Source organism: Pseudomonas sp. NMS19W (genome assembly GCF_051554255.1).
GTDB classification, from domain to species: Bacteria; Pseudomonadota; Gammaproteobacteria; order Pseudomonadales; family Pseudomonadaceae; genus Aquipseudomonas; species Aquipseudomonas kribbensis.
Map to the genome: position 1 here is coordinate 5,593,212 of NZ_CP136718.1, position 22,364 is coordinate 5,615,575.

Annotated in this window: 33 protein-coding genes and 1 pseudogene; 4 read left to right on the plus strand and 30 right to left on the minus strand. The window is 57.0% G+C overall.

The features are described from left to right. The first annotated feature begins 4 nt into the window (after window positions 1-4). Genes R1A29_RS25640 through R1A29_RS25650 form a run of 3 tightly spaced genes read left to right on the plus strand, consistent with a single transcriptional unit; the run spans window position 5 to window position 2,291 of the window. Window positions 5-430, plus strand: a complete 426-nt coding sequence (locus R1A29_RS25640) for a DUF350 domain-containing protein (protein WP_085712345.1) — start codon at window positions 5-7, stop codon at window positions 428-430. A 17-nt stretch (window positions 431-447) separates the two neighbouring features. Further along, complete coding sequence (locus R1A29_RS25645; protein WP_438299922.1) at window positions 448-1,134, plus strand: DUF1190 domain-containing protein; 687 nt, start codon at window positions 448-450, stop codon at window positions 1,132-1,134. After that, window positions 1,134-2,291, plus strand: coding sequence for a glutathionylspermidine synthase family protein (locus R1A29_RS25650; RefSeq protein WP_438299923.1), 1,158 nt, complete (start codon window positions 1,134-1,136; stop codon window positions 2,289-2,291). Before R1A29_RS25645 ends, R1A29_RS25650 begins: the two co-directional genes overlap by 1 nt. A 76-nt stretch (window positions 2,292-2,367) precedes the next feature. Here R1A29_RS25650 and R1A29_RS25655 read toward each other — a convergent pair whose 3' ends face one another. Together R1A29_RS25655 and R1A29_RS25660 are read right to left on the minus strand one after the other, a co-directional pair. Continuing rightward, window positions 2,368-2,886, minus strand: coding sequence for a single-stranded DNA-binding protein (locus R1A29_RS25655; protein WP_007966163.1), 519 nt, complete (start codon window positions 2,884-2,886; stop codon window positions 2,368-2,370). Window positions 2,887-2,895: 9 nt separating this feature from the next. Next, a pseudogene (locus tag R1A29_RS25660) lies at window positions 2,896-4,294 on the minus strand (MFS transporter). A gap of 191 nt (window positions 4,295-4,485) precedes the next feature. Here R1A29_RS25660 and uvrA point away from each other — a divergent pair. Continuing rightward, window positions 4,486-7,320, plus strand: coding sequence for an excinuclease ABC subunit UvrA (gene uvrA, locus R1A29_RS25665; RefSeq protein WP_438299924.1), 2,835 nt, complete (start codon window positions 4,486-4,488; stop codon window positions 7,318-7,320). Window positions 7,321-7,386: 66 nt separating this feature from the next. On the opposite strand, the gene bfr is transcribed toward uvrA, so the two are convergent. The 28 genes from bfr to rplD form a co-directional block, all read right to left on the minus strand. Continuing rightward, window positions 7,387-7,854, minus strand: coding sequence for a bacterioferritin (bfr, locus tag R1A29_RS25670; RefSeq protein WP_065259514.1), 468 nt, complete (start codon window positions 7,852-7,854; stop codon window positions 7,387-7,389). A gap of 149 nt (window positions 7,855-8,003) precedes the next feature. Then, on the minus strand, window positions 8,004-9,458 hold the full coding sequence (locus R1A29_RS25675) for a catalase (RefSeq protein ID WP_438299925.1): 1,455 nt from the start codon (window positions 9,456-9,458) through the stop codon (window positions 8,004-8,006). 238 nt (window positions 9,459-9,696) lie between these two features. Further along, window positions 9,697-10,083, minus strand: a complete 387-nt coding sequence (gene rplQ / locus R1A29_RS25680; protein ID WP_007955635.1) for a 50S ribosomal protein L17 — start codon at window positions 10,081-10,083, stop codon at window positions 9,697-9,699. 42 nt (window positions 10,084-10,125) lie between these two features. Beyond that, window positions 10,126-11,127, minus strand: coding sequence for a DNA-directed RNA polymerase subunit alpha (locus tag R1A29_RS25685; RefSeq protein ID WP_003186012.1), 1,002 nt, complete (start codon window positions 11,125-11,127; stop codon window positions 10,126-10,128). Window positions 11,128-11,149: 22 nt separating this feature from the next. Then, window positions 11,150-11,770, minus strand: coding sequence for a 30S ribosomal protein S4 (gene rpsD, locus R1A29_RS25690; protein ID WP_003176404.1), 621 nt, complete (start codon window positions 11,768-11,770; stop codon window positions 11,150-11,152). A gap of 18 nt (window positions 11,771-11,788) precedes the next feature. Then, complete coding sequence (gene rpsK, locus R1A29_RS25695) at window positions 11,789-12,178, minus strand: 30S ribosomal protein S11 (protein ID WP_002555466.1); 390 nt, start codon at window positions 12,176-12,178, stop codon at window positions 11,789-11,791. A gap of 30 nt (window positions 12,179-12,208) precedes the next feature. Then, window positions 12,209-12,565, minus strand: coding sequence for a 30S ribosomal protein S13 (gene rpsM / locus R1A29_RS25700; protein WP_003186020.1), 357 nt, complete (start codon window positions 12,563-12,565; stop codon window positions 12,209-12,211). Window positions 12,566-12,695: 130 nt separating this feature from the next. Beyond that, on the minus strand, window positions 12,696-12,812 hold the full coding sequence (gene rpmJ / locus R1A29_RS25705; protein WP_002555468.1) for a 50S ribosomal protein L36: 117 nt from the start codon (window positions 12,810-12,812) through the stop codon (window positions 12,696-12,698). A gap of 27 nt (window positions 12,813-12,839) precedes the next feature. Then, on the minus strand, window positions 12,840-14,168 hold the full coding sequence (gene secY, locus R1A29_RS25710) for a preprotein translocase subunit SecY (protein ID WP_003228718.1): 1,329 nt from the start codon (window positions 14,166-14,168) through the stop codon (window positions 12,840-12,842). Next, entirely contained in the window at window positions 14,169-14,606 is a 438-nt protein-coding gene (gene rplO / locus R1A29_RS25715; protein WP_003228720.1) for a 50S ribosomal protein L15, read from the minus strand. A 3-nt stretch (window positions 14,607-14,609) separates the two neighbouring features. After that, complete coding sequence (rpmD, locus tag R1A29_RS25720; RefSeq protein ID WP_003176408.1) at window positions 14,610-14,786, minus strand: 50S ribosomal protein L30; 177 nt, start codon at window positions 14,784-14,786, stop codon at window positions 14,610-14,612. 2 nt (window positions 14,787-14,788) lie between these two features. Next, the gene (gene rpsE, locus R1A29_RS25725) at window positions 14,789-15,289 is read right to left on the minus strand and encodes a 30S ribosomal protein S5 (protein WP_007955637.1); all 501 of its coding nucleotides are present in this window, start codon (window positions 15,287-15,289) and stop codon (window positions 14,789-14,791) included. A gap of 3 nt (window positions 15,290-15,292) precedes the next feature. Next, window positions 15,293-15,643: a 50S ribosomal protein L18 gene (gene rplR / locus R1A29_RS25730; RefSeq protein ID WP_003186037.1), complete on the minus strand. Its 351-nt coding sequence runs from the start codon at window positions 15,641-15,643 to the stop codon at window positions 15,293-15,295. A gap of 10 nt (window positions 15,644-15,653) precedes the next feature. Beyond that, window positions 15,654-16,187 (minus strand): 50S ribosomal protein L6, encoded by a 534-nt coding sequence (gene rplF / locus R1A29_RS25735; protein ID WP_065259511.1) that lies wholly within the window; start codon window positions 16,185-16,187, stop codon window positions 15,654-15,656. A gap of 11 nt (window positions 16,188-16,198) precedes the next feature. Then, window positions 16,199-16,591, minus strand: a complete 393-nt coding sequence (rpsH, locus tag R1A29_RS25740) for a 30S ribosomal protein S8 (RefSeq protein ID WP_011336171.1) — start codon at window positions 16,589-16,591, stop codon at window positions 16,199-16,201. A 208-nt stretch (window positions 16,592-16,799) separates the two neighbouring features. Continuing rightward, on the minus strand, window positions 16,800-17,105 hold the full coding sequence (gene rpsN, locus R1A29_RS25745; RefSeq protein WP_003228726.1) for a 30S ribosomal protein S14: 306 nt from the start codon (window positions 17,103-17,105) through the stop codon (window positions 16,800-16,802). 13 nt (window positions 17,106-17,118) lie between these two features. Beyond that, complete coding sequence (gene rplE, locus R1A29_RS25750) at window positions 17,119-17,658, minus strand: 50S ribosomal protein L5 (RefSeq protein ID WP_003210069.1); 540 nt, start codon at window positions 17,656-17,658, stop codon at window positions 17,119-17,121. A 20-nt stretch (window positions 17,659-17,678) separates the two neighbouring features. Further along, on the minus strand, window positions 17,679-17,993 hold the full coding sequence (gene rplX, locus R1A29_RS25755; protein WP_003186046.1) for a 50S ribosomal protein L24: 315 nt from the start codon (window positions 17,991-17,993) through the stop codon (window positions 17,679-17,681). A gap of 11 nt (window positions 17,994-18,004) precedes the next feature. Continuing rightward, complete coding sequence (gene rplN, locus R1A29_RS25760; RefSeq protein WP_002555479.1) at window positions 18,005-18,373, minus strand: 50S ribosomal protein L14; 369 nt, start codon at window positions 18,371-18,373, stop codon at window positions 18,005-18,007. A 23-nt stretch (window positions 18,374-18,396) separates the two neighbouring features. Beyond that, window positions 18,397-18,663 carry a 30S ribosomal protein S17 gene (gene rpsQ, locus R1A29_RS25765; protein ID WP_003194644.1) on the minus strand — a complete coding sequence of 89 codons (267 nt, stop codon included), beginning with the start codon at window positions 18,661-18,663 and terminating at the stop codon, window positions 18,397-18,399. 2 nt (window positions 18,664-18,665) lie between these two features. Continuing rightward, window positions 18,666-18,857 (minus strand): 50S ribosomal protein L29, encoded by a 192-nt coding sequence (gene rpmC / locus R1A29_RS25770; RefSeq protein ID WP_002555481.1) that lies wholly within the window; start codon window positions 18,855-18,857, stop codon window positions 18,666-18,668. After that, a complete protein-coding gene (rplP, locus tag R1A29_RS25775) occupies window positions 18,857-19,270 on the minus strand; it encodes a 50S ribosomal protein L16 (RefSeq protein WP_003228729.1) in 414 nt (137 codons plus the stop codon). Before rplP ends, rpmC begins: the two co-directional genes overlap by 1 nt. A gap of 12 nt (window positions 19,271-19,282) precedes the next feature. After that, on the minus strand, window positions 19,283-19,969 hold the full coding sequence (gene rpsC / locus R1A29_RS25780; protein WP_085688068.1) for a 30S ribosomal protein S3: 687 nt from the start codon (window positions 19,967-19,969) through the stop codon (window positions 19,283-19,285). Window positions 19,970-19,982: 13 nt separating this feature from the next. Next, window positions 19,983-20,315, minus strand: a complete 333-nt coding sequence (gene rplV / locus R1A29_RS25785) for a 50S ribosomal protein L22 (protein WP_003103908.1) — start codon at window positions 20,313-20,315, stop codon at window positions 19,983-19,985. A gap of 11 nt (window positions 20,316-20,326) precedes the next feature. Further along, window positions 20,327-20,602, minus strand: coding sequence for a 30S ribosomal protein S19 (rpsS, locus tag R1A29_RS25790; RefSeq protein WP_011336172.1), 276 nt, complete (start codon window positions 20,600-20,602; stop codon window positions 20,327-20,329). A 16-nt stretch (window positions 20,603-20,618) separates the two neighbouring features. Then, window positions 20,619-21,443 carry a 50S ribosomal protein L2 gene (gene rplB / locus R1A29_RS25795; RefSeq protein ID WP_016772943.1) on the minus strand — a complete coding sequence of 275 codons (825 nt, stop codon included), beginning with the start codon at window positions 21,441-21,443 and terminating at the stop codon, window positions 20,619-20,621. 14 nt (window positions 21,444-21,457) lie between these two features. Continuing rightward, window positions 21,458-21,757 carry a 50S ribosomal protein L23 gene (gene rplW, locus R1A29_RS25800; RefSeq protein ID WP_002555488.1) on the minus strand — a complete coding sequence of 100 codons (300 nt, stop codon included), beginning with the start codon at window positions 21,755-21,757 and terminating at the stop codon, window positions 21,458-21,460. Beyond that, window positions 21,754-22,356, minus strand: coding sequence for a 50S ribosomal protein L4 (rplD, locus tag R1A29_RS25805; protein ID WP_003228735.1), 603 nt, complete (start codon window positions 22,354-22,356; stop codon window positions 21,754-21,756). The genes rplW and rplD overlap by 4 nt, the downstream gene beginning before the upstream one ends. Between the last annotated feature and the right edge of the window lie 8 nt (window positions 22,357-22,364).

Consider the following 22,364-nt stretch of genomic DNA (forward strand, 5'->3'; position numbering starts at 1 on the left):
CCTCATGCTGGAAGTGCTGTCCGTTTCCCTGAACAAGGCCGCGCTGGTCGGCTTCGCCGCCTACCTGATTGGCGCCGTGCTGCTGTTCATGCTGTTTCAGTTCGTCTACACGCGCATCACGCCGCACAAGGAATTCGAACTGATCCGCGGCGGCAACAACGCTGCCGCCATCGCCCTGTCGGGTGCGATCATCGGTTTCGCGATTCCCGCGAGCAACATCATCGCCCACTCGATCAACGTCCTCGATTTCGTGCTCTGGGCAGTGATCGCCGCTGCGGTGCAACTGCTGGCATTCCTGGCCACCGGGCTGGTGCTCAAAGGCACGTCCCAGCGCATCGCCAACGGTGAAGTTGCCGCCGGCATCTACGTGGCAGCGGTGGCGATCAGCGTCGGCATGCTCAACGCTGCGTGCATGACCCCGTCCTACTGATCGGCAGGAAGCCCGAGATGAAACGAAGCAAGTACGTTCAACTGTCCCTGGCCGCTTCGGTGGCCCTGGCAATTTCCGGTGAAGCGAGCGCGCAGGAGCAACAGCGCACCTTCCAGAGCGTGGAACAGTGCGTCGACGCCGAAGTGGCTGCCGATGCCTGCTCGAATGCCTACGTCGCGGCCCTGGCCGAACACCGGCGCATCGCCCCGGCCTATGACGACAAAACCAAGTGCGATGCAGACTTTGCCGCCGGCTGGTGTCAGAAGAATTCCGATGGCCGCTTTGTGCCGAAGCTCGGTGGTTTCAAGGTGCCGCAAAACTCCGAGCCGGCACAGAACCTCGATGCGATTGCCAATGCGCAGATGCCGGAAGGCAATGCCGAGCCAGTGCAGACCACCCAGAACACGACCCACGTCTCCAGTGGTGGCGGGTCGAGCAATGGCTGGCTGACCGGATGGCTGATCGGCAATGCCATGAGCAACAACTCGCGGACGGTGTATCGCGACCGCGATACGCGCCAGACGTACGACACTTCGACGCTGAACCGGCGGATCGAATCGACACGCACCAGCCGCAATGATTCGGACTACACCAGCTCCCGAAGCAAATCGGTCAACGTGGCGTCTTCCACTTCCCGTGGCGGTTTTGGCAGCCAGTCCAGCGCACGCAGCGGTTGGGGCGGCTGGGGCAGTTCGAGCAGCTGATGAAGAAGATCCATTGCGCCGAGCGCCACGACTGGAAACAGACGGCCGAAAGCCTCGGTTTTCTGTTCCACACCATCGACGACGAGCCCTACTGGGACGAGCGCGCGTACTACCAGTTCACGCTCGCGCAGATCGAAAACGATCTCGAGGATCCGACCACCGAACTGCATGAGATGTGCATGGATCTGGTGGACCGGGTCGTGCGCAGTGAAGAACTGCTTGATCGCCTGAGCATTCCTGCGCCGTACTACGACATGATCCGAACGTCCTGGCTGGAAGGTCATCCGCATCTGTACGGACGCATGGACTTCTCCTACAGCGGCAACGGCCCGGCGAAACTGCTGGAGCTCAACTACGACACGCCCACCAGCCTGTACGAAGCCTCGGCCTTCCAGTGGGGCTGGCTTGAGCAATGCATCGAGCGCGGGATGCTGCCGCGCCATGCCGACCAGTTCAACAGCATCGACACCCGCCTGCATGAGGCCTTTGCTGCGCTGAAGCTCAAGCGCCCGTTCTACTTTGCCTCGATGAAAGGCTCGGTCGAGGACAAAGGCACCACGGACTACCTGCGACTGATCGCGGAAAAGGTCGGCATCGAATCCCGGCACATCGATATCGAAGACATCGGCCTGACAACCGAAGGACGTTTTGTCGATCTCGAAGATCGCTGGATCCCGCACCTGTTCAAGCTGCACGCCTGGGAGTTCATCTTCCACGAGCCGTTCGGTACGGCCATTGCCGATTGCGATACGCAGTTTTTTGAACCGGCGTGGAAATCCATACTTTCCAATAAAGGCGCCCTGCCCCTGCTCTGGGAATTGCACAAAGGCCATCCGAATCTGCTGGCCGCTCATCTCGATCCGAATCCGGCCAGCGCAGTGCCGAAAGGCTGGGTGCGCAAACCGTACTTCTCCCGGGAAGGTGCCAACATCGAGCTGCAAACTGCTGACGGTCTGATCGTCAAAGAGGATGGTCCCTACACGGATGCGCCCTTCATCCTGCAGGAATTTGCGCCGCTGCCGAAGTTCGATGACAGCTACACGCTGATTGGCTCCTGGGTGATCGGCGACCAGGCCGCAGGGATTGGCGTGCGGGAGGACAACAGTCTGATCACCAAGGATTCGAGCCGGTTCTTGCCGCATCTGATTCTTGACTGAAAAACCTGCGTACATGAAAAAGGCCCGTCGTGTTCAGCGACGGGCCTTTTTTATTTAAAGCGGGTATAGCTGCGAATCAGAACGGGATGTCGTCATCGAAGCTGTCGAAATCCGGAGCCGGTTGCGGTGCGGCCTGCTGTGGAGCCGGAGCCGGACGCTGCTGAGGAGCCGACTGCTGCGGACGCGGAGCCTGCTGGCGTGGCGCCTGCTGCTGGTAGTTGTTGCCACCGCCTTGTTGGTCGCCCTGTTGTGGACGGCCGCCCAGCAGTTGCATGGTGCCTTGCATGTCGACCACGATTTCGGTGGTGTAACGCTTGATACCGTCTTTTTCCCACTCGCGGGTCTGCAGTTTGCCTTCGATGTACACCTGCGAACCCTTGCGCAGGTATTCGCCGGCGATTTCGGCAACCTTGCCGAACATCGATACACGGTGCCACTCGGTCTTCTCGACCTTCTGACCGGTCTGCTTGTCGGTCCACTGTTCGCTGGTTGCCAGACTCAGGTTGGTCACGGCGTTACCGTTAGGCAAGTAGCGAACTTCGGGATCCTGGCCGCAAGTGCCGACCAATATGACTTTGTTAACCCCACGGGCCATAACGTTCTCCTAGGCTTCGCAAGCAGCCCCGGCCGGGTTGTTCACCAGGCGTTCGAGGGTGTCGCGATCCACTAATTCTTTATCCAGTTTGATGTAAACAGCCGCTTCATCGGCGACTATCACTGCATCTGTTACCCCTACGAGGGCCCTGAGGCGCTCGACCAGACCCGCTTCGCGGATCGCCTCGGGCGACAACGGCAAGCGCAGGCTCGTCACGTAGGGTGGTTCGCGCATGGTAACAGCAAAGGCCAGCCAGATGGCAGCCAGCCCGGCACATCCGAGGAACACAACCGACAGACCGCCATGCTGGAACATCCAGCCGCCGAGAATCCCGCCGAGTGCCGAACCGAGGAACTGGCTGGTGGAGTACACGCCCATGGCCGTGCCCTTGCCACCCGCCGGTGAAACCTTGCTGATCAGCGACGGCAGCGAGGCTTCCAGCAGATTGAACGCGGTAAAGAACACCACCGTCCCGATCACCAGAGCGCGCAGGCTGTCACCGAACTGCCAGAAGAATAGCTCAGTGAGCATCAGTGTCATGACGGCGCCGAGCAAAACTCGTTTCATTTTGCGTTTCTTCTCGCCGTAGATGATGAACGGGATCATGGCGAAGAAAGAGATCAACAAGGCAGTAAGATAGACCCACCAGTGCTGCTCCTTGGGCAGCCCGGCTTTTTTCGACCAGGGCCAGGGGCAGCGCGACGAAGCTCGACATCAACATCGCATGTAACACAAAAATGCCCAGATCCAGGCGCAGCAGGTCCGGGTGCTTGAGCGTCGGCATCAACGCCTGACGCGCCACGCCAGACTCACGATGACTCAGCGGCCCGGTGGATTTCGGCACCATGAACAGCACGATCACGATCCCCACCAGCGCCATGCCGCCGGTAGCCAGGAACAGGCCGGAAAGACCGAATGCGCGAGTCAGCAGCGGACCGACCACCATGGCCACCGCGAACGACAGGCCGATGGTCATGCCGATCATCGCCATGGCCTTGGTGCGGTGCTGTTCGCGAGTCAGGTCGGAAAGCAGCGCCATGACCGCTGCGGAAATTGCCCCGGCACCCTGCAGGATCCGGCCGGCAATCACGCCCCAGATCGAGTCGGCCTGAGCCGCCAGCACGCTGCCGAGAGCGAAGACGATCAGCCCCAGGTAGATCACCGGGCGACGACCGATACGGTCGGAAATGATCCCGAACGGAATCTGGAAAATCGCCTGGGTCAGGCCGTAAGCGCCAATCGCCAGCCCGATGAGGGCCGGGGTCGCTCCCGCCAGATCCATGCCATAGGTGGCCAGTACCGGCAGCACCATGAACATACCAAGCATACGGAAGGCGAACACCAGGGCCAGACCGCTCGCCGCGCGGGTCTCGCTGCCACTCATGCGTTCGCTGTGGGGATCGTGCATGGAAAAACCTCGTGTGAACCGGCGGCGATTCTACCAGTCCCATCGAAAGACGGGGTATATCGCGACGCTATGACGCGTATAGATGAAACTCTCTTCATGCAAGGTGGAAAACCCTTCATTCGATAGTGTGCATCCATCCAGTATTTGGCCGTATACTCCTGTGTTTTCGACGCCCGCCGAGCGAGGCCACTTTGGACAAGATCCTGATACGTGGGGCCCGTACCCACAACCTGAAGAACATCGACCTGACCCTGCCACGGGACAAACTGATCGTCATCACCGGCCTGTCCGGATCCGGCAAGTCGTCCCTGGCCTTCGACACGCTCTATGCCGAAGGTCAGCGCCGCTATGTCGAATCCCTGTCGGCCTATGCCCGGCAGTTCCTGTCGATGATGGAAAAACCCGACGTCGACACCATCGAAGGCCTGTCGCCGGCGATCTCCATCGAACAGAAGTCGACCTCGCACAACCCGCGCTCCACGGTCGGCACCATCACCGAGATCTACGACTACCTGCGTCTGCTTTATGCACGCGTCGGCACACCGCGCTGCCCGGATCACGACATCCCGCTGGAAGCCCAGACCGTCAGCCAGATGGTCGATCTGGTGCTGGCCCAGCCGGAAGGCAGCAAGCTGATGCTGCTGGCGCCGGTGATCCGCGAGCGCAAGGGCGAGCATCTGTCGGTGTTCGAAGAGCTGCGTGCCCAGGGCTTCGTCCGGGCCCGGGTCAATGGCCGGCTCTGCGAGCTCGACGAGCTGCCGAAGCTGGATAAACAGAAGAAGCACACCATTGAAGTCGTGGTCGACCGCTTCAAGGTTCGCGCCGATTTGCAGCAGCGTCTGGCCGAATCCTTCGAGACCGCCCTGAAACTGGCGGATGGCATCGCCCTCGTCGCACCGATGGATGACGAACCGGGCGAAGAGATGATCTTCTCCGCGCGCTTCGCGTGCCCGATCTGCGGCCATGCGATCAGCGAGCTGGAACCCAAGCTGTTTTCCTTCAACAACCCGGCCGGCGCCTGCCCGACCTGTGACGGTCTGGGCGTGAAGCAGTTCTTCGACATCAAGCGTCTGATCAACGGTGAGCTGACGCTGGCCGAGGGCGCGATTCGCGGTTGGGACCGGCGCAACGTCTATTACTTCCAGATGCTTGGTTCACTGGCCGCGCATTACGGCTTCAGCCTTGAGCAGCCGTTCAACGAGCTGCCGGCCGATCAGCAGAAATACATTCTGCATGGCAGCGGTTCGCAGAACGTCGACTTCAAGTACCTCAACGACCGGGGCGACATCGTCAAACGTTCGCATCCGTTCGAAGGCATCGTGCCGAACCTCGAGCGCCGCTACCGCGAAACCGAGTCGGCGAGCGTGCGCGAAGAACTGGCAAAGTTCCTCAGCACCCAGTCCTGCCCGGATTGCCGCGGCACCCGCCTGCGTCGTGAAGCGCGACATGTGTGGGTTGGCGAGAAAACCCTGCCGGCGGTGACCAACCTGCCGATCGGCGATGCCTGCGACTACTTCGGCGAGCTGAAGATGACCGGCCGCCGTGGCGAAATCGCCGACAAAATTCTCAAGGAAATCCGCGAGCGTCTGCAGTTCCTGGTCAACGTGGGGCTGGATTACCTGTCGCTGGATCGCAGTGCGGACACGTTATCTGGTGGCGAAGCCCAGCGGATTCGTCTGGCCAGCCAGATCGGCGCCGGTCTGGTTGGCGTTCTGTACATCCTCGATGAGCCGTCCATCGGTCTGCACCAGCGTGACAACGACCGTCTGCTCGGCACCCTCAAGCACCTGCGCGATATCGGTAACACGGTGATCGTGGTCGAGCACGACGAAGACGCGATCCGTCTGGCTGACTACGTTGTGGATATCGGCCCGGGTGCCGGGGTTCATGGCGGGCAAATCGTCGCCGAAGGCACGCCGGACGAAGTCATGGCGCACCCGGACTCGCTCACCGGCAAATACCTGTCGGGTCGGGTCAAGATCGAAGTGCCGGCCAAACGCACGCCGCGCAACAAAAAGCAGGTGCTGTCGCTCAAGGGCGCGCGGGGCAACAACCTGCGCAATGTCGACCTGGAGATCCCGATCGGCTTGCTGACTTGCGTGACCGGCGTTTCCGGCTCGGGCAAATCGACGCTGATCAACAACACGCTGTTCCCGTTGAGCGCCACGGCCCTCAACGGCGCGACCACTCTGGAAGCGGCAGCTCACGACAGCATCAAGGGCTTGGAGCATCTGGACAAGGTCGTCGATATCGACCAGAGCCCGATTGGCCGTACACCGCGCTCCAACCCGGCGACCTACACCGGGCTGTTCACGCCGATCCGCGAACTGTTCGCCGGCGTACCGGAGTCCCGCTCCCGTGGTTATGGCCCTGGGCGTTTCTCGTTCAACGTCAAGGGCGGTCGTTGCGAGGCTTGCCAGGGCGACGGTCTGATCAAAGTGGAAATGCACTTCCTGCCGGACATCTACGTGCCGTGCGATGTGTGCAAGAGTAAGCGCTACAACCGCGAAACCCTGGAAATCAAATACAAGGGCAAGAGCATCCACGAAACCCTCGAGATGACGATCGAGGAAGCGCGGGAGTTCTTCGACGCGGTGCCGGCATTGGCGCGCAAGCTGCAGACGCTAATGGATGTGGGCCTGTCGTACATCAAGCTCGGACAGTCGGCGACCACGCTGTCCGGCGGTGAGGCGCAGCGGGTCAAGTTGTCTCGCGAGCTGTCCAAGCGTGACACCGGCAAGACCCTGTACATCCTCGATGAGCCGACCACCGGTCTGCACTTCGCGGATATCCAGCAACTGCTCGATGTGCTGCATCGCCTGCGCGACCACGGCAACACCGTGGTGGTGATCGAGCACAACCTCGACGTGATCAAGACCGCCGACTGGCTGGTGGATCTCGGCCCCGAGGGTGGCTCGAAAGGTGGGCAGATCATCGCTACCGGTACGCCGGAGGAAGTGGCCGAGATGAAGCAATCTCACACCGGGCATTACCTCAAGCCACTGCTGGTCCGCGATCGGGCCTGATCACCGGGCATGAAAAAAGCCCCTGTCACTTCATCAGTGACAGGGGCTTTTTTGTAACGGCTGCAATCAGGACGTGTGAGATTGCAGGTAGTTCTGGATACCGATCAACTTGATCAGGCCCAACTGCTTTTCCAGCCAGTAGGTGTGATCTTCTTCGGTGTCATGCAGCTGAAGCTTGAGGATATCGCGGCTTACATAGTCGCCGTGCTTCTCGCACAACTCGATGCCTTTGCACAGTGCGGCACGAACCTTGTACTCGAGTCGCAGATCCGCTTCGAGCATGGTCTCCACCGTGGTGCCGACATCCAGGTCATCCGGACGCATGCGCGGGGTACCTTCGAGCATGAGAATCCGGCGCATCAGCGCATCGGCGTGACCGGCTTCCTCTTCCATTTCGTGGTTGATTCGTTCGTAGAGCTTGGTGAATCCCCAGTCCTCATACATCCGCGAGTGAACGAAATATTGGTCACGCGCGGCCAGTTCGCCGGTCAGCAACGTGTTGAGGTAATCGATAACGTCTGGGTGGCCTTGCATCGCCCTACATCTCCCTTCTTGAAAGTCTGTAGTTTGAACCAACATGACCGCAAGGTCACTTACTTCGCGCAATAAAAGCGAAGATATTCTGAGAAAAGCAGGTTAAATAACGCAAAAACCGCCCTAATGAGGGCGGTTCTGCTTCTCGTTTAGACTTCGTTAAGCTGTACGTTGAGCAGCTTTGCGATTGCTTCTCCGTACGCCGGGTCGGCCTTGTAGAAATGCTGCAACTGACGGTCCACCACGTCACTCGAAACACCGGCCATCGCACCGGCGATGTTGCTGACCAGCAAGGCTTTCTGCTCGTCGCTCATCAAACGGAACAGCGCACCCGCGTGGCTGTAGTAGTCGGTGTCTTCGCGGTGATCGTAGCGATCAGCCGCACCGCTCAGGGCCAGTGCCGGCTCGGCGTAGTGCGGAGCTTGTTTCGGCGACTCCACGTAGCTGTTCGGCTCGTAGTTCGGGGCCGCACCACCATTGCTGCCAAAAGCCATCGAACCGTCACGCTGGTAGGTATTTACCGGGCTGCGCGGGGCGTTCACCGGCAGTTGCTGGTGATTGGTGCCTACGCGATAGCGATGTGCATCGGCATAAGCGAACACGCGGCCTTGCAGCATGCGATCCGGCGAAAGGCCGACGCCTGGCACCATGTTGCTCGGGCCGAACGCGGCTTGCTCGACTTCAGCAAAGTAGTTCAGCGGATTGCGATTCAACTCCAGCTCACCGACTTCGATCAGCGGGAACTCCTTCTGCGACCAGGTCTTGGTCACGTCAAACGGGTTCTCGTAATGCGCCGCGGCCTGGGCCTCGGTCATGATCTGGATGCACACGCTCCATTTCGGGAAGTCACCACGCTCGATGGCCTCGAACAAGTCGCGCTGCGCGTAATCCGGATCAGTGCCCGCCAGGCGTGCCGCATCTGCCGGCGCGAGGTTCTTGATCCCTTGCTTGGTCTTGTAGTGCCACTTCACCCAGTGACGCTCGCCTTGAGCACTGATCAAGCTGTAAGTGTGGCTACCGAAGCCGTGCATATGACGGTAACCATCCGGGATACCGCGGTCAGAGAACAGAATGGTGACCTGATGCAGCGCCTCGGGCGAGTGCGACCAGAAATCCCACATCATCTGCGCACTTTTCAGATTGCTTTGCGGCAGGCGTTTCTGGGTGTGGATAAAGTCAGGAAACTTCAGCGGATCACGAATGAAGAACACGGGTGTGTTGTTGCCAACGATGTCCCAGTTGCCTTCTTCGGTGTAGAACTTCAGGGCAAAACCACGAGGGTCGCGCTCGGTGTCAGCTGAACCACGTTCACCGCCGACTGTGGAGAATCGCAAGAAAGTCGGTGTCTGCTTACCCACAGCGGAGAACAGCTTGGCGCTGGTGTACTGCGTGATATCGCGAGTGACTGTGAAAGTACCGTAGGCGCCCGAACCCTTGGCATGCACACGGCGTTCAGGAATGTTTTCGCGGTTGAAGTGAGCAAGCTTCTCGATCAAATGAAAGTCATCGAGCAGCAGCGGTCCGCGGGGCCCGGCGGAGCGAGAGTTCTGGTTGTCGGCGACTGGCGCGCCGCTGGCAGTCGTAAGCGTCTTGTTCTGGCTCATGCGATCTTCTTCCTCTGTCAGTCTTGAACTGCCGGCTAATCGGCTTGTTGGGGAGTATCGATCATCAATATGACAGCCACAAATTCATTAACTCATGATCATCAATAGAAAATAACTAACAATAAAACCCAGCACATAGTGCAGACCCAAACAGGGTAGAAGATTGTACGAACGGCGCATTTCTTACAGGCACAAAAAACCGGGCACTAGGCCCGGTTCTTTGTTTCAGACTGACGTCTTACTCAGCGGATACAGCTTCACCGCCGACAGCACGATCAACCAGTTCGACGTACGCCATAGGCGCGTTGTCGCCAGCGCGGAAACCGCACTTGAGGATGCGCAGGTAGCCACCCTCACGGGTAGCGTAACGCTTGCCCAGGTCGTTGAAGAGCTTACCAACGATAGCTTTCGAACGAGTACGGTCGAAAGCCAGACGACGGTTAGCAACGCTGTCTGTCTTGGCCAGAGTGATCAGCGGCTCGGCAACGCGGCGCAGTTCTTTGGCTTTTGGCAGAGTAGTTTTGATCAGCTCGTGCTCGAACAGCGACACAGCCATGTTTTGGAACATGGCCTTGCGGTGCGAGCTGGTGCGGCTCAGGTGGCGACCACTTTTACGATGACGCATGGTTCATTCCTTACCAAACACTACGTTCGGTGATTACGACGATCAGGCAGTCGCCTTGTCGTCCTTCTTAAGACTTGCAGGCGGCCAGTTGTCGAGGCGCATGCCGAGGGACAGACCGCGGGAGGCCAGAACGTCCTTGATTTCAGTCAAGGATTTCTTGCCCAGGTTCGGAGTCTTCAACAGCTCTACTTCGGTACGCTGAATCAGGTCACCGATGTAGTAGATGTTTTCCGCCTTAAGGCAGTTAGCCGAACGTACAGTCAGTTCCAGATCGTCAACCGGGCGAAGCAGGATCGGATCGATCTCGTCTTCCTGCTCGACAACCACTGGCTCACTGTCACCCTTGAGGTCGACGAACGCAGCCAACTGCTGTTGCAGGATGGTTGCAGCACGACGGATAGCCTCTTCAGGATCCAGAGTACCGTTGGTTTCCAGATCAATAACCAGCTTGTCCAGGTTGGTACGCTGCTCGACACGGGCGTTTTCCACCACGTATGCGATACGGCGAACCGGGCTGAACGAAGAGTCAAGCTGCAAGCGACCGATGCTGCGGCTTTCGTCTTCATCGCTCTGACGCGAGTCGGCTGGTTCATAACCACGACCACGAGCTACGGTGAGCTTCATGTTCAGGGCGCCGTTAGACGCCAGGTTAGCGATTACGTGATCGGGATTAACGATCTCGACATCATGATCCAGCTGAATATCGGCAGCGGTAACCACCCCCGAACCCTTCTTCGACAAGGTCAGCGTAACTTCGTCACGGCCATGCAGCTTGATAGCCAGACCTTTAAGGTTCAACAGGATTTCAATTACGTCTTCCTGTACACCTTCGATGGCGCTGTACTCGTGGAGCACACCGTCAATCTCGGCCTCGACTACTGCGCAGCCGGGCATTGAGGACAACAGGATGCGGCGCAGCGCGTTGCCCAGGGTGTGGCCGAAACCACGCTCGAGAGGCTCGAGAGTGATCTTGGCGCGGGTTGGACTGACAACCTGCACATCAATATGGCGGGGTGTCAGGAACTCATTTACCGAAATCTGCATGGATGCACCTATTTTCTAGCCCTTACTTGGAGTAGAGCTCGACAATCAGGCTTTCGTTGATGTCGGCGGACAGATCACTGCGAGCAGGAACGTTCTTGAAAACGCCCGACTTCTTCTCAGTGTCTACTTCTACCCACTCTACGCGGCCACGTTGAGCACACAGATCGAGAGCTTGGACAATGCGAAGTTGATTTTTTGCTTTCTCGCGAACAGCGACCACGTCACCAGCACGAACCTGGTACGAAGGAACGTTTACGGTCTGACCGTTAACGCTGATCGACTTGTGCGATACCAGCTGACGGGATTCGGCACGAGTCGAACCAAAGCCCATACGGTATACGACGTTGTCCAGACGGCATTCGAGCAGTTGCAGCAGGTTTTCACCGGTTGCACCTTTCTTGCCAGCAGCTTCTTTGTAGTAGCCGCTGAACTGACGCTCGAGAACGCCGTAGATACGACGGACCTTCTGCTTTTCACGCAGTTGGGTGCCGTAGTCGGACTGGCGACCGCGGCGTTGGCCGTGGATACCAGGTGCTGCTTCAATGTTGCACTTCGATTCGATCGCGCGCACGCCGCTCTTCAGGAAGAGATCGGTGCCTTCGCGACGAGCGAGTTTGCATTTTGGACCAATGTAACGAGCCATTCTTTACAATCTCCTGGATTACACGCGGCGCTTCTTCGGCGGACGGCACCCGTTGTGCGGGATTGGCGTCACGTCGGTGATGCTGGCGATCTTGTAGCCACAGCCGTTCAAAGCGCGGACTGCGGATTCACGACCTGGACCTGGGCCCTTGACGTTTACGTCGAGGTTTTTCAGGCCGTATTCCAGCGCAGCTTGACCAGCACGCTCAGCAGCTACTTGAGCAGCGAACGGGGTGGACTTGCGGGAACCGCGGAAACCCGAACCACCGGAGGTAGCCCAGGAAAGAGCGTTACCTTGACGGTCGGTAATGGTCACGATGGTGTTGTTAAAAGAGGCATGGATGTGGGCGATGCCATCAACCACTGTCTTTTTAACTTTTTTACGAGGACGAGCAGCAGGTTTTGCCATGATTAAATTCCTGTCGATTCGCTGGGGCGATTACTTGCGGATCGGCTTACGCGGACCTTTACGGGTACGCGCGTTGGTCTTGGTACGCTGACCGCGTACTGGCAGACCACGACGATGACGCAGACCGCGATAGCAACCGAGGTCCATCAAGCGCTTGATTTTCATGTTGATTTCGCGACGCAGGTCACCTTCAGTGGTGAACTTCGCCACTTCGCCACGCAGCTGTTCAATTTGCTCGTCGCTCAGATCCTTGATCTTTGCTGCTGGGTTTACCCCAGTCACTGCACAGATTTTCTGCGCAGTAGTGCGACCAACACCATAGATGTAGGTCAGCGAGATAACAGTATGCTTGTTATCTGGAATGTTAACGCCTGCAATACGGGCCATTCAGTGGGACTCCAATTGACAGCTACCTACGCCCCGGAAGCCAAGAAATAGGGCGCGAGATAATATCGCTGTAATAACAAATAATCAACCCGGCAGCGCACTAGCTGCCGGGCTTGAAGCACAATCACACTCAGCCTTGGCGCTGTTTGTGACGCGGTTCCGCGCTGCAAATTACTCGAACAACACCTTCGCGGCGAATAATCTTGCAGTTACGGCACAGCTTTTTCACCGATGCACGAACTTTCATCACCAACTCCTCGAACCTTATGGGTACTCAGCGCAACATGCCGCTGCCGTAACCCTTCAGGTTGGCTTTCTTCATCAGGGATTCGTACTGGTGCGAAACGAGGTGCGATTGTACTTGGGACATGAAGTCCATCACAACCACGACCACGATCAGCAACGAGGTCCCGCCAAGGTAGAACGGAACGTTTGCTGCAACCACCAGGAACTGGGGCAACAGGCACACGGCCGTCATGTAAAGAGCACCGAACATGGTCAAGCGAGTCAGAACGCCATCAATGTAGCGCGCAGACTGCTCACCTGGACGGATGCCCGGAATAAAGGCACCGGACTTCTTCAGGTTTTCCGCTACGTCTTTCGGATTGAACATCAACGCCGTATAGAAGAAGCAGAAGAAAATAATCCCTGCACTAAACAGCAGAATATTCAACGGCTGACCAGGAGCGATCGACTGCGAGATGTCCTGCAACCAGCCCATACCTTCAGACTGACCGAACCAGGCACCCAACGAAGCCGGGAACAGCAAAATGCTGCTCGCGAAAATAGCCGGAATAACACCGGCCATGTTCACCTTCAGCGGCAAGTGGCTAGTCTGCGCAGCGAAAACCTTGCGGCCTTGCTGACGCTTGGCGTAGTGAACAGCGATACGACGCTGACCACGCTCAATGAACACCACGAAACCGATAATCGCTACTGCCAGCAAACCGATGGCAACCAGGGCGAAGATGTTGATATCACCCTGACGCGCAGACTCGAAAGACTGCCCGATTGCTCTCGGAAGACCGGCGACGATTCCCGAAAAAATCAACATCGAGATACCGTTGCCTACACCACGCTCAGTAATCTGCTCACCCAGCCACATCATGAACATCGCACCAGCCACAAACGTGGATACCGCGACGAAATGGAAGCCAAAGTCACCAGTGAACGCAACGCCCTGCCCCGCCAGGCCAATGGACATGCCAATGGCCTGAACGAGAGCGAGGACGACGGTGCCGTAGCGGGTGTACTGGCTGATCTTGCGACGGCCAGCTTCACCTTCCTTCTTCAACTGCTCCAGCTGCGGGCTGACGGCGGTCATCAGTTGCATGATGATCGATGCCGAAATGTACGGCATGATCCCCAGTGCAAAGATGCTCATCCGTTCCAGCGCGCCGCCGGAAAACATGTTGAACAAGCTAAGAATGGTCCCCTCATTCTGTCGAAACAGGTCCGCGAGTCGGTCCGGGTTGATACCTGGAACCGGGATGTGTGCGCCTATTCGGTAGACGATAATCGCCAGGAACAGAAAACGCAGACGAGCCCAGAGTTCAGACATACCGCCTTTGCCGAGCGCAGAGAGAGCACCTTGCTTAGCCATTTATTCCTCGAACTTGCCGCCAGCTGCTTCGATAGCCGCACGCGCACCTTTGGTGGCGCCGATTCCCTTGCCGATAGTGACAGCGCGAGTCACTTCACCGGACAGCATGATTTTCACACGCTGTACGTTGACGTTGATCACGTTGGCATCTTTCAGGGACTGCACGGTGACGATGTCGCCTTCCACTTTAGCCAGTTCGGACAGACGCACTTCTGCGCGATCCATGGCTTTCAGGGAAACGAAACCGAACTTCGGCAGGCGACGATGCAGCGGCTGTTGACCGCCTTCAAAGCCTGGAGCAATGGTGCCACCGGAGCGGGAGGTCTGACCTTTGTGACCACGGCCACCAGTCTTACCCAAACCACTACCGATACCACGGCCCGGACGATGCTTTTCGCGACGGGAACCCGGCGCTGGACTCAGATCATTGAGTTTCATCGATTAACCCTCGACACGCAGCATGTAGTAAGCCTTGTTGATCATCCCGCGATTCTCGGGAGTATCCTGGACTTCTACAGTGTGACCGATGCGACGCAGACCCAGACCCTTAACGCACAGTTTGTGGTTAGGGATGCGGCCGGTCATGCTTTTGATCAGCGTAACTTTAACGGTAGCCATGATTACTTGATCTCCTCAACACGCAGGCCACGCTTGGCTGCGATGGACTCAGGAGACTGCATAGCCTTCAGACCCTTGAAAGTGGCGTGAACCACGTTTACAGGGTTAGTCGAGCCGTAGCACTTGGCCAGAACGTTCTGAACGCCAGCAACTTCGAGGACAGCACGCATAGCGCCGCCAGCGATGATACCGGTACCTTCAGAAGCAGGCTGCATGTACACCTTCGAAGCGCCGTGAGCGGACTTCATTGCGTACTGCAGAGTGGTGCCGTTCAGATCAACCTGGATCATGTTGCGGCGAGCAGCTTCCATTGCCTTCTGGATCGCAGCAGGCACTTCACGCGACTTGCCACGGCCGAAGCCAACACGGCCCTTACCATCACCAACCACGGTCAACGCGGTGAAAGTGAAGATACGGCCGCCTTTAACGGTTTTGGCTACGCGGTTAACTTGAACCAGCTTCTCGATGTAGCCTTCGTCGCGCTTTTGGTCGTTATTTGACATAACTTAGAACTCCAGCCCAGCTTCACGAGCAGCATCAGCCAGCGCTTTTACGCGGCCGTGGTACTTGAAGCCAGAGCGGTCGAAAGCCACCTGCGAGACGCCAGCGGCCTTAGCACGCGTAGCGACCAGCTGGCCAACCTTAGTGGCCGCGTCGATGTTGCCAGTGGCGCCATCACGCAGTTCTTTATCCAAAGTCGAGGCGCTTGCCAGGACTTTGTTGCCGTCGGCCGAAATGACCTGGGCGTAGATGTGCTGCGAAGAGCGGAACACGCAGAGACGCACGACTTCGAGTTCGTGCATTTTCAGGCGTGCTTTGCGAGCGCGACGCAGTCGAGTAACTTTTTTGTCGGTCATTTGCTATGCCCTACTTCTTCTTGGCTTCTTTACGACGGACGACTTCGTCCGCGTAGCGCACACCTTTGCCTTTGTACGGCTCTGGTGGACGGAAGTCGCGGATCTCGGCGGCCACTTGACCTACCAGCTGCTTGTCGATGCCCTTGATCAGGATATCGGTCTGGCTAGGAGTCTCAGCGGTGATGCCTTCCGGCAGTTCGTAATCCACTGGGTGCGAGAAGCCAAGAGCCAGGTTCAGCACCTGACCTTTTGCTTGCGCTTTGTAACCAACACCGACCAGCTGGAGCTTGCGCTCGAAGCCTTGGCTTACGCCCTGGACCATGTTGTTTACCAACGCACGAGTGGTACCGGCCATTGCGCGAGTCTGCTGATCGCCATTGCGAGCAGCAAAACGCAGCTCACCGGCTTCTTCAACGATCTCAACGGACGAATGGACGTTCAGTTCAAGAGTACCCTTGGCACCCTTCACCGAAAGCTGTTGGCCTGCGAATTTTACTTCGACACCGGCTGGCAGCTTAACGGGGTTCTTAGCGACGCGAGACATGCTTATCCCCCTTAGAACACAGTGCAAAGAACTTCGCCGCCGACACCGGCAGCGCGCGCAGCACGATCAGTCATCACACCTTTGTTGGTGGAGACGATAGACACGCCGAGACCGCCACGTACTTTTGGCAGCTCTTCGACGGACTTGTACTGACGCAGGCCTGGACGGCTAACGCGCTTGACTTCTTCGATAACCGGACGGCCTTCGAAATATTTCAGCTCGATAGACAGCAGTGGCTTGGTTTCGCTGCTGATCTGATAACCCGCGATGTAACCTTCGTCCTTCAGGACTTTAGCTACAGCCACCTTCAACGTGGAAGAAGGCATGCTTACGACGGACTTTTCAGCCATCTGGGCATTACGGATTCGAGTTAGCATGTCCGCTAACGGGTCCTGCATACTCATGGGCTAGACGCTCCTAATACAGAAAAATTAGCCTTGCGGCTACTACTTGTCGCCGAGAAATTCCGGGCAGAAAAACACGGGCTCAGGCGAGCCGGTCATTCTAGACACACCCCAGAAATGAATCAAGCCCCAAAAGGGGCTTGATTCATGTTCAAGGCCACCGATGGTCAGGTTCTTGCGACCCCGACCATCGAGACATTGACAGCAATTACCAGCTGGCTTTAACCAGACCTGGAACGTCACCACGCATTGCAGCTTCACGCAGCTTGTTACGGCCAAGGCCGAACTTGCGGTAAACGCCGTGCGGACGACCAGTCAGGCGGCAGCGGTTACGCATGCGCGAAGCGCTTGCGTCACGTGGCTGCTTCTGCAGAGCTACGGTAGCTTCCCAGCGCGCTTCTGGACTTGCGTTCAGATCAACGATGATAGCTTTCAGCGCTGCACGCTTGGTGGCGTACTTGGCAACGGTGAGCTGACGCTTCAGCTCACGGTTTTTCATGCTCTTCTTGGCCATTTTCCTACTCCAATCAGTTGCGGAACGGGAATTTGAAAGCACGCAACAGAGCGCGGCCTTCGTCATCGTTCTTGGCAGTGGTGGTCAGGGTAATGTCCAGACCGCGGAGAGCATCGATCTTGTCGTAGTCGATTTCCGGGAAAATGATCTGCTCTTTCACGCCCATGCTGTAGTTGCCACGACCATCGAAGGACTTGGCATTCAGGCCGCGGAAGTCGCGAACCCGAGGCAGGGAGATCGACAGCAGACGATCCAGGAACTCGTACATACGCTCACGGCGCAGGGTCACTTTGACGCCGATCGGCCAACCTTCACGGACTTTAAAGCCAGCGATGGATTTGCGAGCGTAGGTCACAACGACTTTCTGGCCGGTGATCTTTTCCAGGTCAGCAACAGCGTGCTCGATGACTTTTTTGTCGCCGATCGCTTCGCCCAGACCCATGTTCAGGGTGATTTTGGTAACGCGCGGAACTTCCATCACGTTCGAAAGCTTAAGTTCTTCCTTAAGTTTCGGTGCGATTTCCTTCCGGTAAATCTCTTTTAGTCGTGCCATGGTCTTCTACCTAGCAGTGTTCAAGCATCAACCGCTTTTTGGGTCGACTTGAAGACACGAATTTTCTTACCGTCTTCTACTTTGAAACCAACGCGGTCAGCCTTGTTGGTTTCGCCGTTGAAGATGGCGACGTTGGAAGCGTGCAGTGGCGCTTCTTTCTCGACGATACCGCCCTGTACGCCCGACATCGGGTTAGGCTTGGTATGACGCTTGACCAGGTTCAGACCACCAACAACCAGACGGTTGTCAGCAAGAACCTTCAGCACCTTACCGCGCTTACCTTTGTCTTTGCCGGCGATCACGATGATCTCGTCGTCACGACGAATCTTTTGCATGTCGGATCTCCTTACAGCACTTCTGGGGCGAGCGAGACGATCTTCATGAACTTCTCAGTACGAAGTTCACGGGTCACTGGCCCAAAGATACGGGTGCCGATCGGCTCTTGCTTGTTGTTCAGAAGAACAGCAGCGTTGCCATCAAAGCGGATAATGGAGCCATCAGCACGACGTACGCCGTGACGAGTGCGGACTACAACAGCAGTCATCACTTGGCCTTTTTTCACTTTACCGCGAGGAATTGCTTCCTTCACGGTAACTTTGATGATGTCACCGATACCAGCGTAACGACGATGGGAGCCACCCAGCACCTTGATGCACATAACGCGGCGAGCGCCGCTGTTATCGGCCACATCGAGCATGGATTGAGTCTGAATCATATAATTTCTCCGACCCCTAGCCCTTAGACTTCCACAGCGCGTTCGAGAACATCAACCAGCGCCCAAGACTTGGTCTTGGCCATCGGACGAGTTTCACGAATAGTGACTTTGTCGCCGATGTGGCACTGATTGGTTTCGTCGTGCGCGTGCAGCTTAGTCGAACGCTTAACGTATTTACCGTAGATCGGGTGCTTAACGCGACGCTCGATCAGAACGGTGATGGTTTTGTCCATCTTGTCGCTGACAACACGGCCAGTCAGCGTACGGACAGTTTTTTCGGCTTCAGCCATGATCACTTACCTGCCTGCTGGTTGAGCACAGTCTTCACGCGAGCGATGTCACGCTTAACTTGCGAGAGCAGATGAGACTGCCCCAACTGGCCAGTTGCTTTCTGCATGCGCAGATTGAACTGGTCGCGCAGCAAGCCGAGCAGTTGCTCGTTCAGCTGCTGTGCGGATTTTTCACGAAGTTCATTCGCTTTCATCACATCACCGTCCGTTTAACAAAGGAGGTGGCGAGCGGCAGCTTTGCAGCAGCCAGGGCGAAAGCCTCACGCGCCAGCTCTTCAGAAACACCCTCGATTTCATACAGGACTTTGCCTGGCTGAATCTGGGCAACCCAGTATTCCACGTTACCCTTACCTTTACCCATACGAACCTCGAGAGGCTTCTTGGAGATCGGCTTGTCCGGGAATACACGGATCCAGATCTTGCCACCACGTTTTACGTGACGGGTCAGAGCACGACGCGCTGACTCGATCTGACGAGCGGTGAGACGACCACGAGCAACAGACTTCAGCGCGAACTCGCCGAAGCTGACTTTGCTACCGCGCAGTGCCAGACCACGGTTGTGGCCGGTCATCTGCTTGCGGAACTTCGTACGCTTTGGTTGCAACATTTGGCGTACCCCTTACTTAGCAGCTTTTTTACGAGGCGCTGGTGCTTGTGGTTTCAGTTCTTCTTGGCGACCACCAATTACTTCGCCTTTGAAGATCCAAACCTTTACACCGATCACACCGTAGGTGGTGTGAGCTTCGTAGGTGGCATAGTCGATATCGGCACGCAGGGTGTGCAGTGGCACACGACCTTCGCGATACCATTCAGTACGTGCGATTTCAGCACCGCCGAGACGACCGCTCACTTGGATTTTGATGCCTTTGGCACCAATGCGCATGGCGTTCTGTACGGCGCGCTTCATGGCGCGACGGAACATCACACGACGCTCCAGCTGCTGAGCTACGCTCTGGGCAACCAGCATACCGTCGAGTTCCGGCTTGCGGATCTCTTCGATATTGATGTGCACAGGCACACCCATTTGCTTGGTCAGGTCCTGACGCAGTTTTTCAACATCTTCACCTTTCTTCCCGATAACGATACCTGGACGAGCGGTGTGGATGGTGATGCGTGCAGTTTGAGCCGGACGATGGATATCGATACGGCTTACGGACGCGCTTTTTAGTTTGTCTTGGAGATACTCACGCACCTTCAGATCTGCGAGCAAATAGTCCGCATAAGTCCGACCGTCTGCGTACCAGACGGAGGTGTGCTCCTTGACGATTCCCAGGCGAATGCCAATGGGATGTACTTTCTGACCCATCTCTTCGACTCCGTTACTTGTCAGCAACCTTGACAGTGATATGGCAAGACCGCTTGACGATGCGATCAGCACGGCCTTTGGCACGCGGCATGATGCGCTTCAGCGAACGCCCTTCGTTGACGAAAACGGTGCTGACCTTCAGGTCATCAACGTCTGCGCCTTCGTTATGCTCGGCGTTGGCTACGGCCGACTCCAGCACTTTTTTCATGATCTCGGCGGCTTTCTTACTGCTGAAAGCCAACAGGTTGAGCGCTTCGCCCACCTTCTTCCCGCGGATCTGGTCGGCGACCAAGCGGGCTTTCTGGGCGGAGATTCGAGCGCCCGACAACTTAGCGGCTACTTCCATTTCCTTACCCCTTAACGCTTGGCTTTCTTGTCTGCCACGTGCCCGCGATAGTTGCGGGTACCGGCGAACTCGCCCAGTTTGTGGCCGACCATGTCTTCGTTAACGAGAACTGGGACGTGCTGACGACCGTTGTGTACTGCGATGGTCAGACCGACCATTTGTGGCAGGATCATCGAACGGCGCGACCAAGTCTTAATTGGTTTGCGATCGTTCTTTTCCGCCGCCACTTCGATCTTCTTCAGTAGGTGAAGATCAATAAAAGGACCTTTTTTCAGAGAACGTGGCACTGTCGTATCCCTCTATTTACTTGCGACGACGGACGATCATTTTGTCGGTACGCTTATTACCACGAGTCTTCGCGCCCTTAGTCGGGAAGCCCCATGGCGATACCGGATGACGACCACCAGAGGTACGACCTTCACCACCACCATGTGGGTGGTCAACCGGGTTCATGGCAACACCACGAACGGTTGGGCGAACGCCACGCCAGCGCTTGGCACCAGCTTTACCCAGCGAACGCAGGCTGTGCTCGGAGTTCGAGACTTCGCCCAGGGTCGCACGGCACTCAGCCAGCACTTTACGCATTTCACCGGAACGCAGACGCAGGGTAACGTAGACACCTTCACGAGCGATCAGCTGAGCCGAAGCACCAGCGGAACGAGCGATCTGTGCACCTTTACCTGGCTTCAGTTCGATGCCGTGTACGGTAGAACCGACTGGAATGTTGCGCAGTTGCAGAGCGTTGCCTGGCTTGATTGGAGCCAGAGCGCCTGCGATCAGCTGGTCGCCAGCACTCACGCCTTTAGGGGCGATGATGTAGCGGCGCTCGCCGTCTGCGTAGCACAGCAGTGCGATGTGAGCAGTACGGTTTGGATCGTATTCGATACGCTCGACAGTGGCGACGATGCCATCTTTGTCGTTGCGACGAAAATCGACCATACGGTAATGCTGCTTATGACCACCACCGATGTGACGGGTGGTAATGCGGCCATTGTTGTTACGACCACCAGACTTCGATTTTTTCTCGAGCAGCGGTGCGTGAGGAGCGCCTTTATGCAGCTCCTGGTTGACCACCTTGACCACAAAACGGCGGCCAGGGGAAGTCGGTTTGCATTTAACGATTGCCATGATGCACCCCTTCCTTACTCAGCACTGCTGCTGAAATCGAGATCTTGGCCTGGCTGAAGGGAGATAACTGCCTTCTTCCAGTCATTACGCTTGCCCAGACCGCGAGCGGTGCGCTTGCTCTTACCCAGAACGTTCAGGGTAGTAACACGCTCAACTTTCACGCTGAACAGGCTTTCGACGGCCTTCTTGATTTCCAGCTTGGTTGCATCGGTAGCAACCTTGAAAACGAACTGGCCTTTCTTGTCTGCCAGAACCGTAGCCTTCTCGGAAACGTGCGGGCCAAGCAGAACTTTAAATACGCGTTCCTGGTTCATCCCAGCAGCTCCTCGAATTTCTTCACGGCCGACACGGTGATCAACACCTTGTCGTATGCGATCAGACTAACTGGATCGGAACCTTGCACGTCACGTACATCTACGTGTGGCAGGTTACGAGCAGCCAGGTACAGGTTCTGATCAACAGCGTCAGACACGATCAGAACGTCGGTCAGGCTCATGTTGTTCAGTTTGCCCAGCAGGTCTTTGGTTTTCGGAGTTTCAACTGCGAAATCCTGAACCACGACCAGACGATCAGTACGCACCAGCTCAGCAAGGATGGAACGCATTGCTGCGCGGTACATCTTCTTGTTCAGCTTCTGGGAGTGATCCTGTGGACGAGCTGCGAAAGTGGTGCCGCCGCCGCGCCAGATTGGGCTGCGGATAGTACCGGCACGAGCACGGCCAGTACCTTTCTGACGCCATGGGCGCTTACCGCCACCACGAACGTCGGAACGGGTCTTTTGCTGCTTGCTACCTTGACGGCCGCCAGCCATGTAGGCCACGACTGCTTGGTGAACCAGCGTCTCGTTGAACTCGCCGCCAAATGTCAGTTCGGAAACTTCGATCGCTTGAGCGTCATTTACATTTAATTGCATGTCAGCTT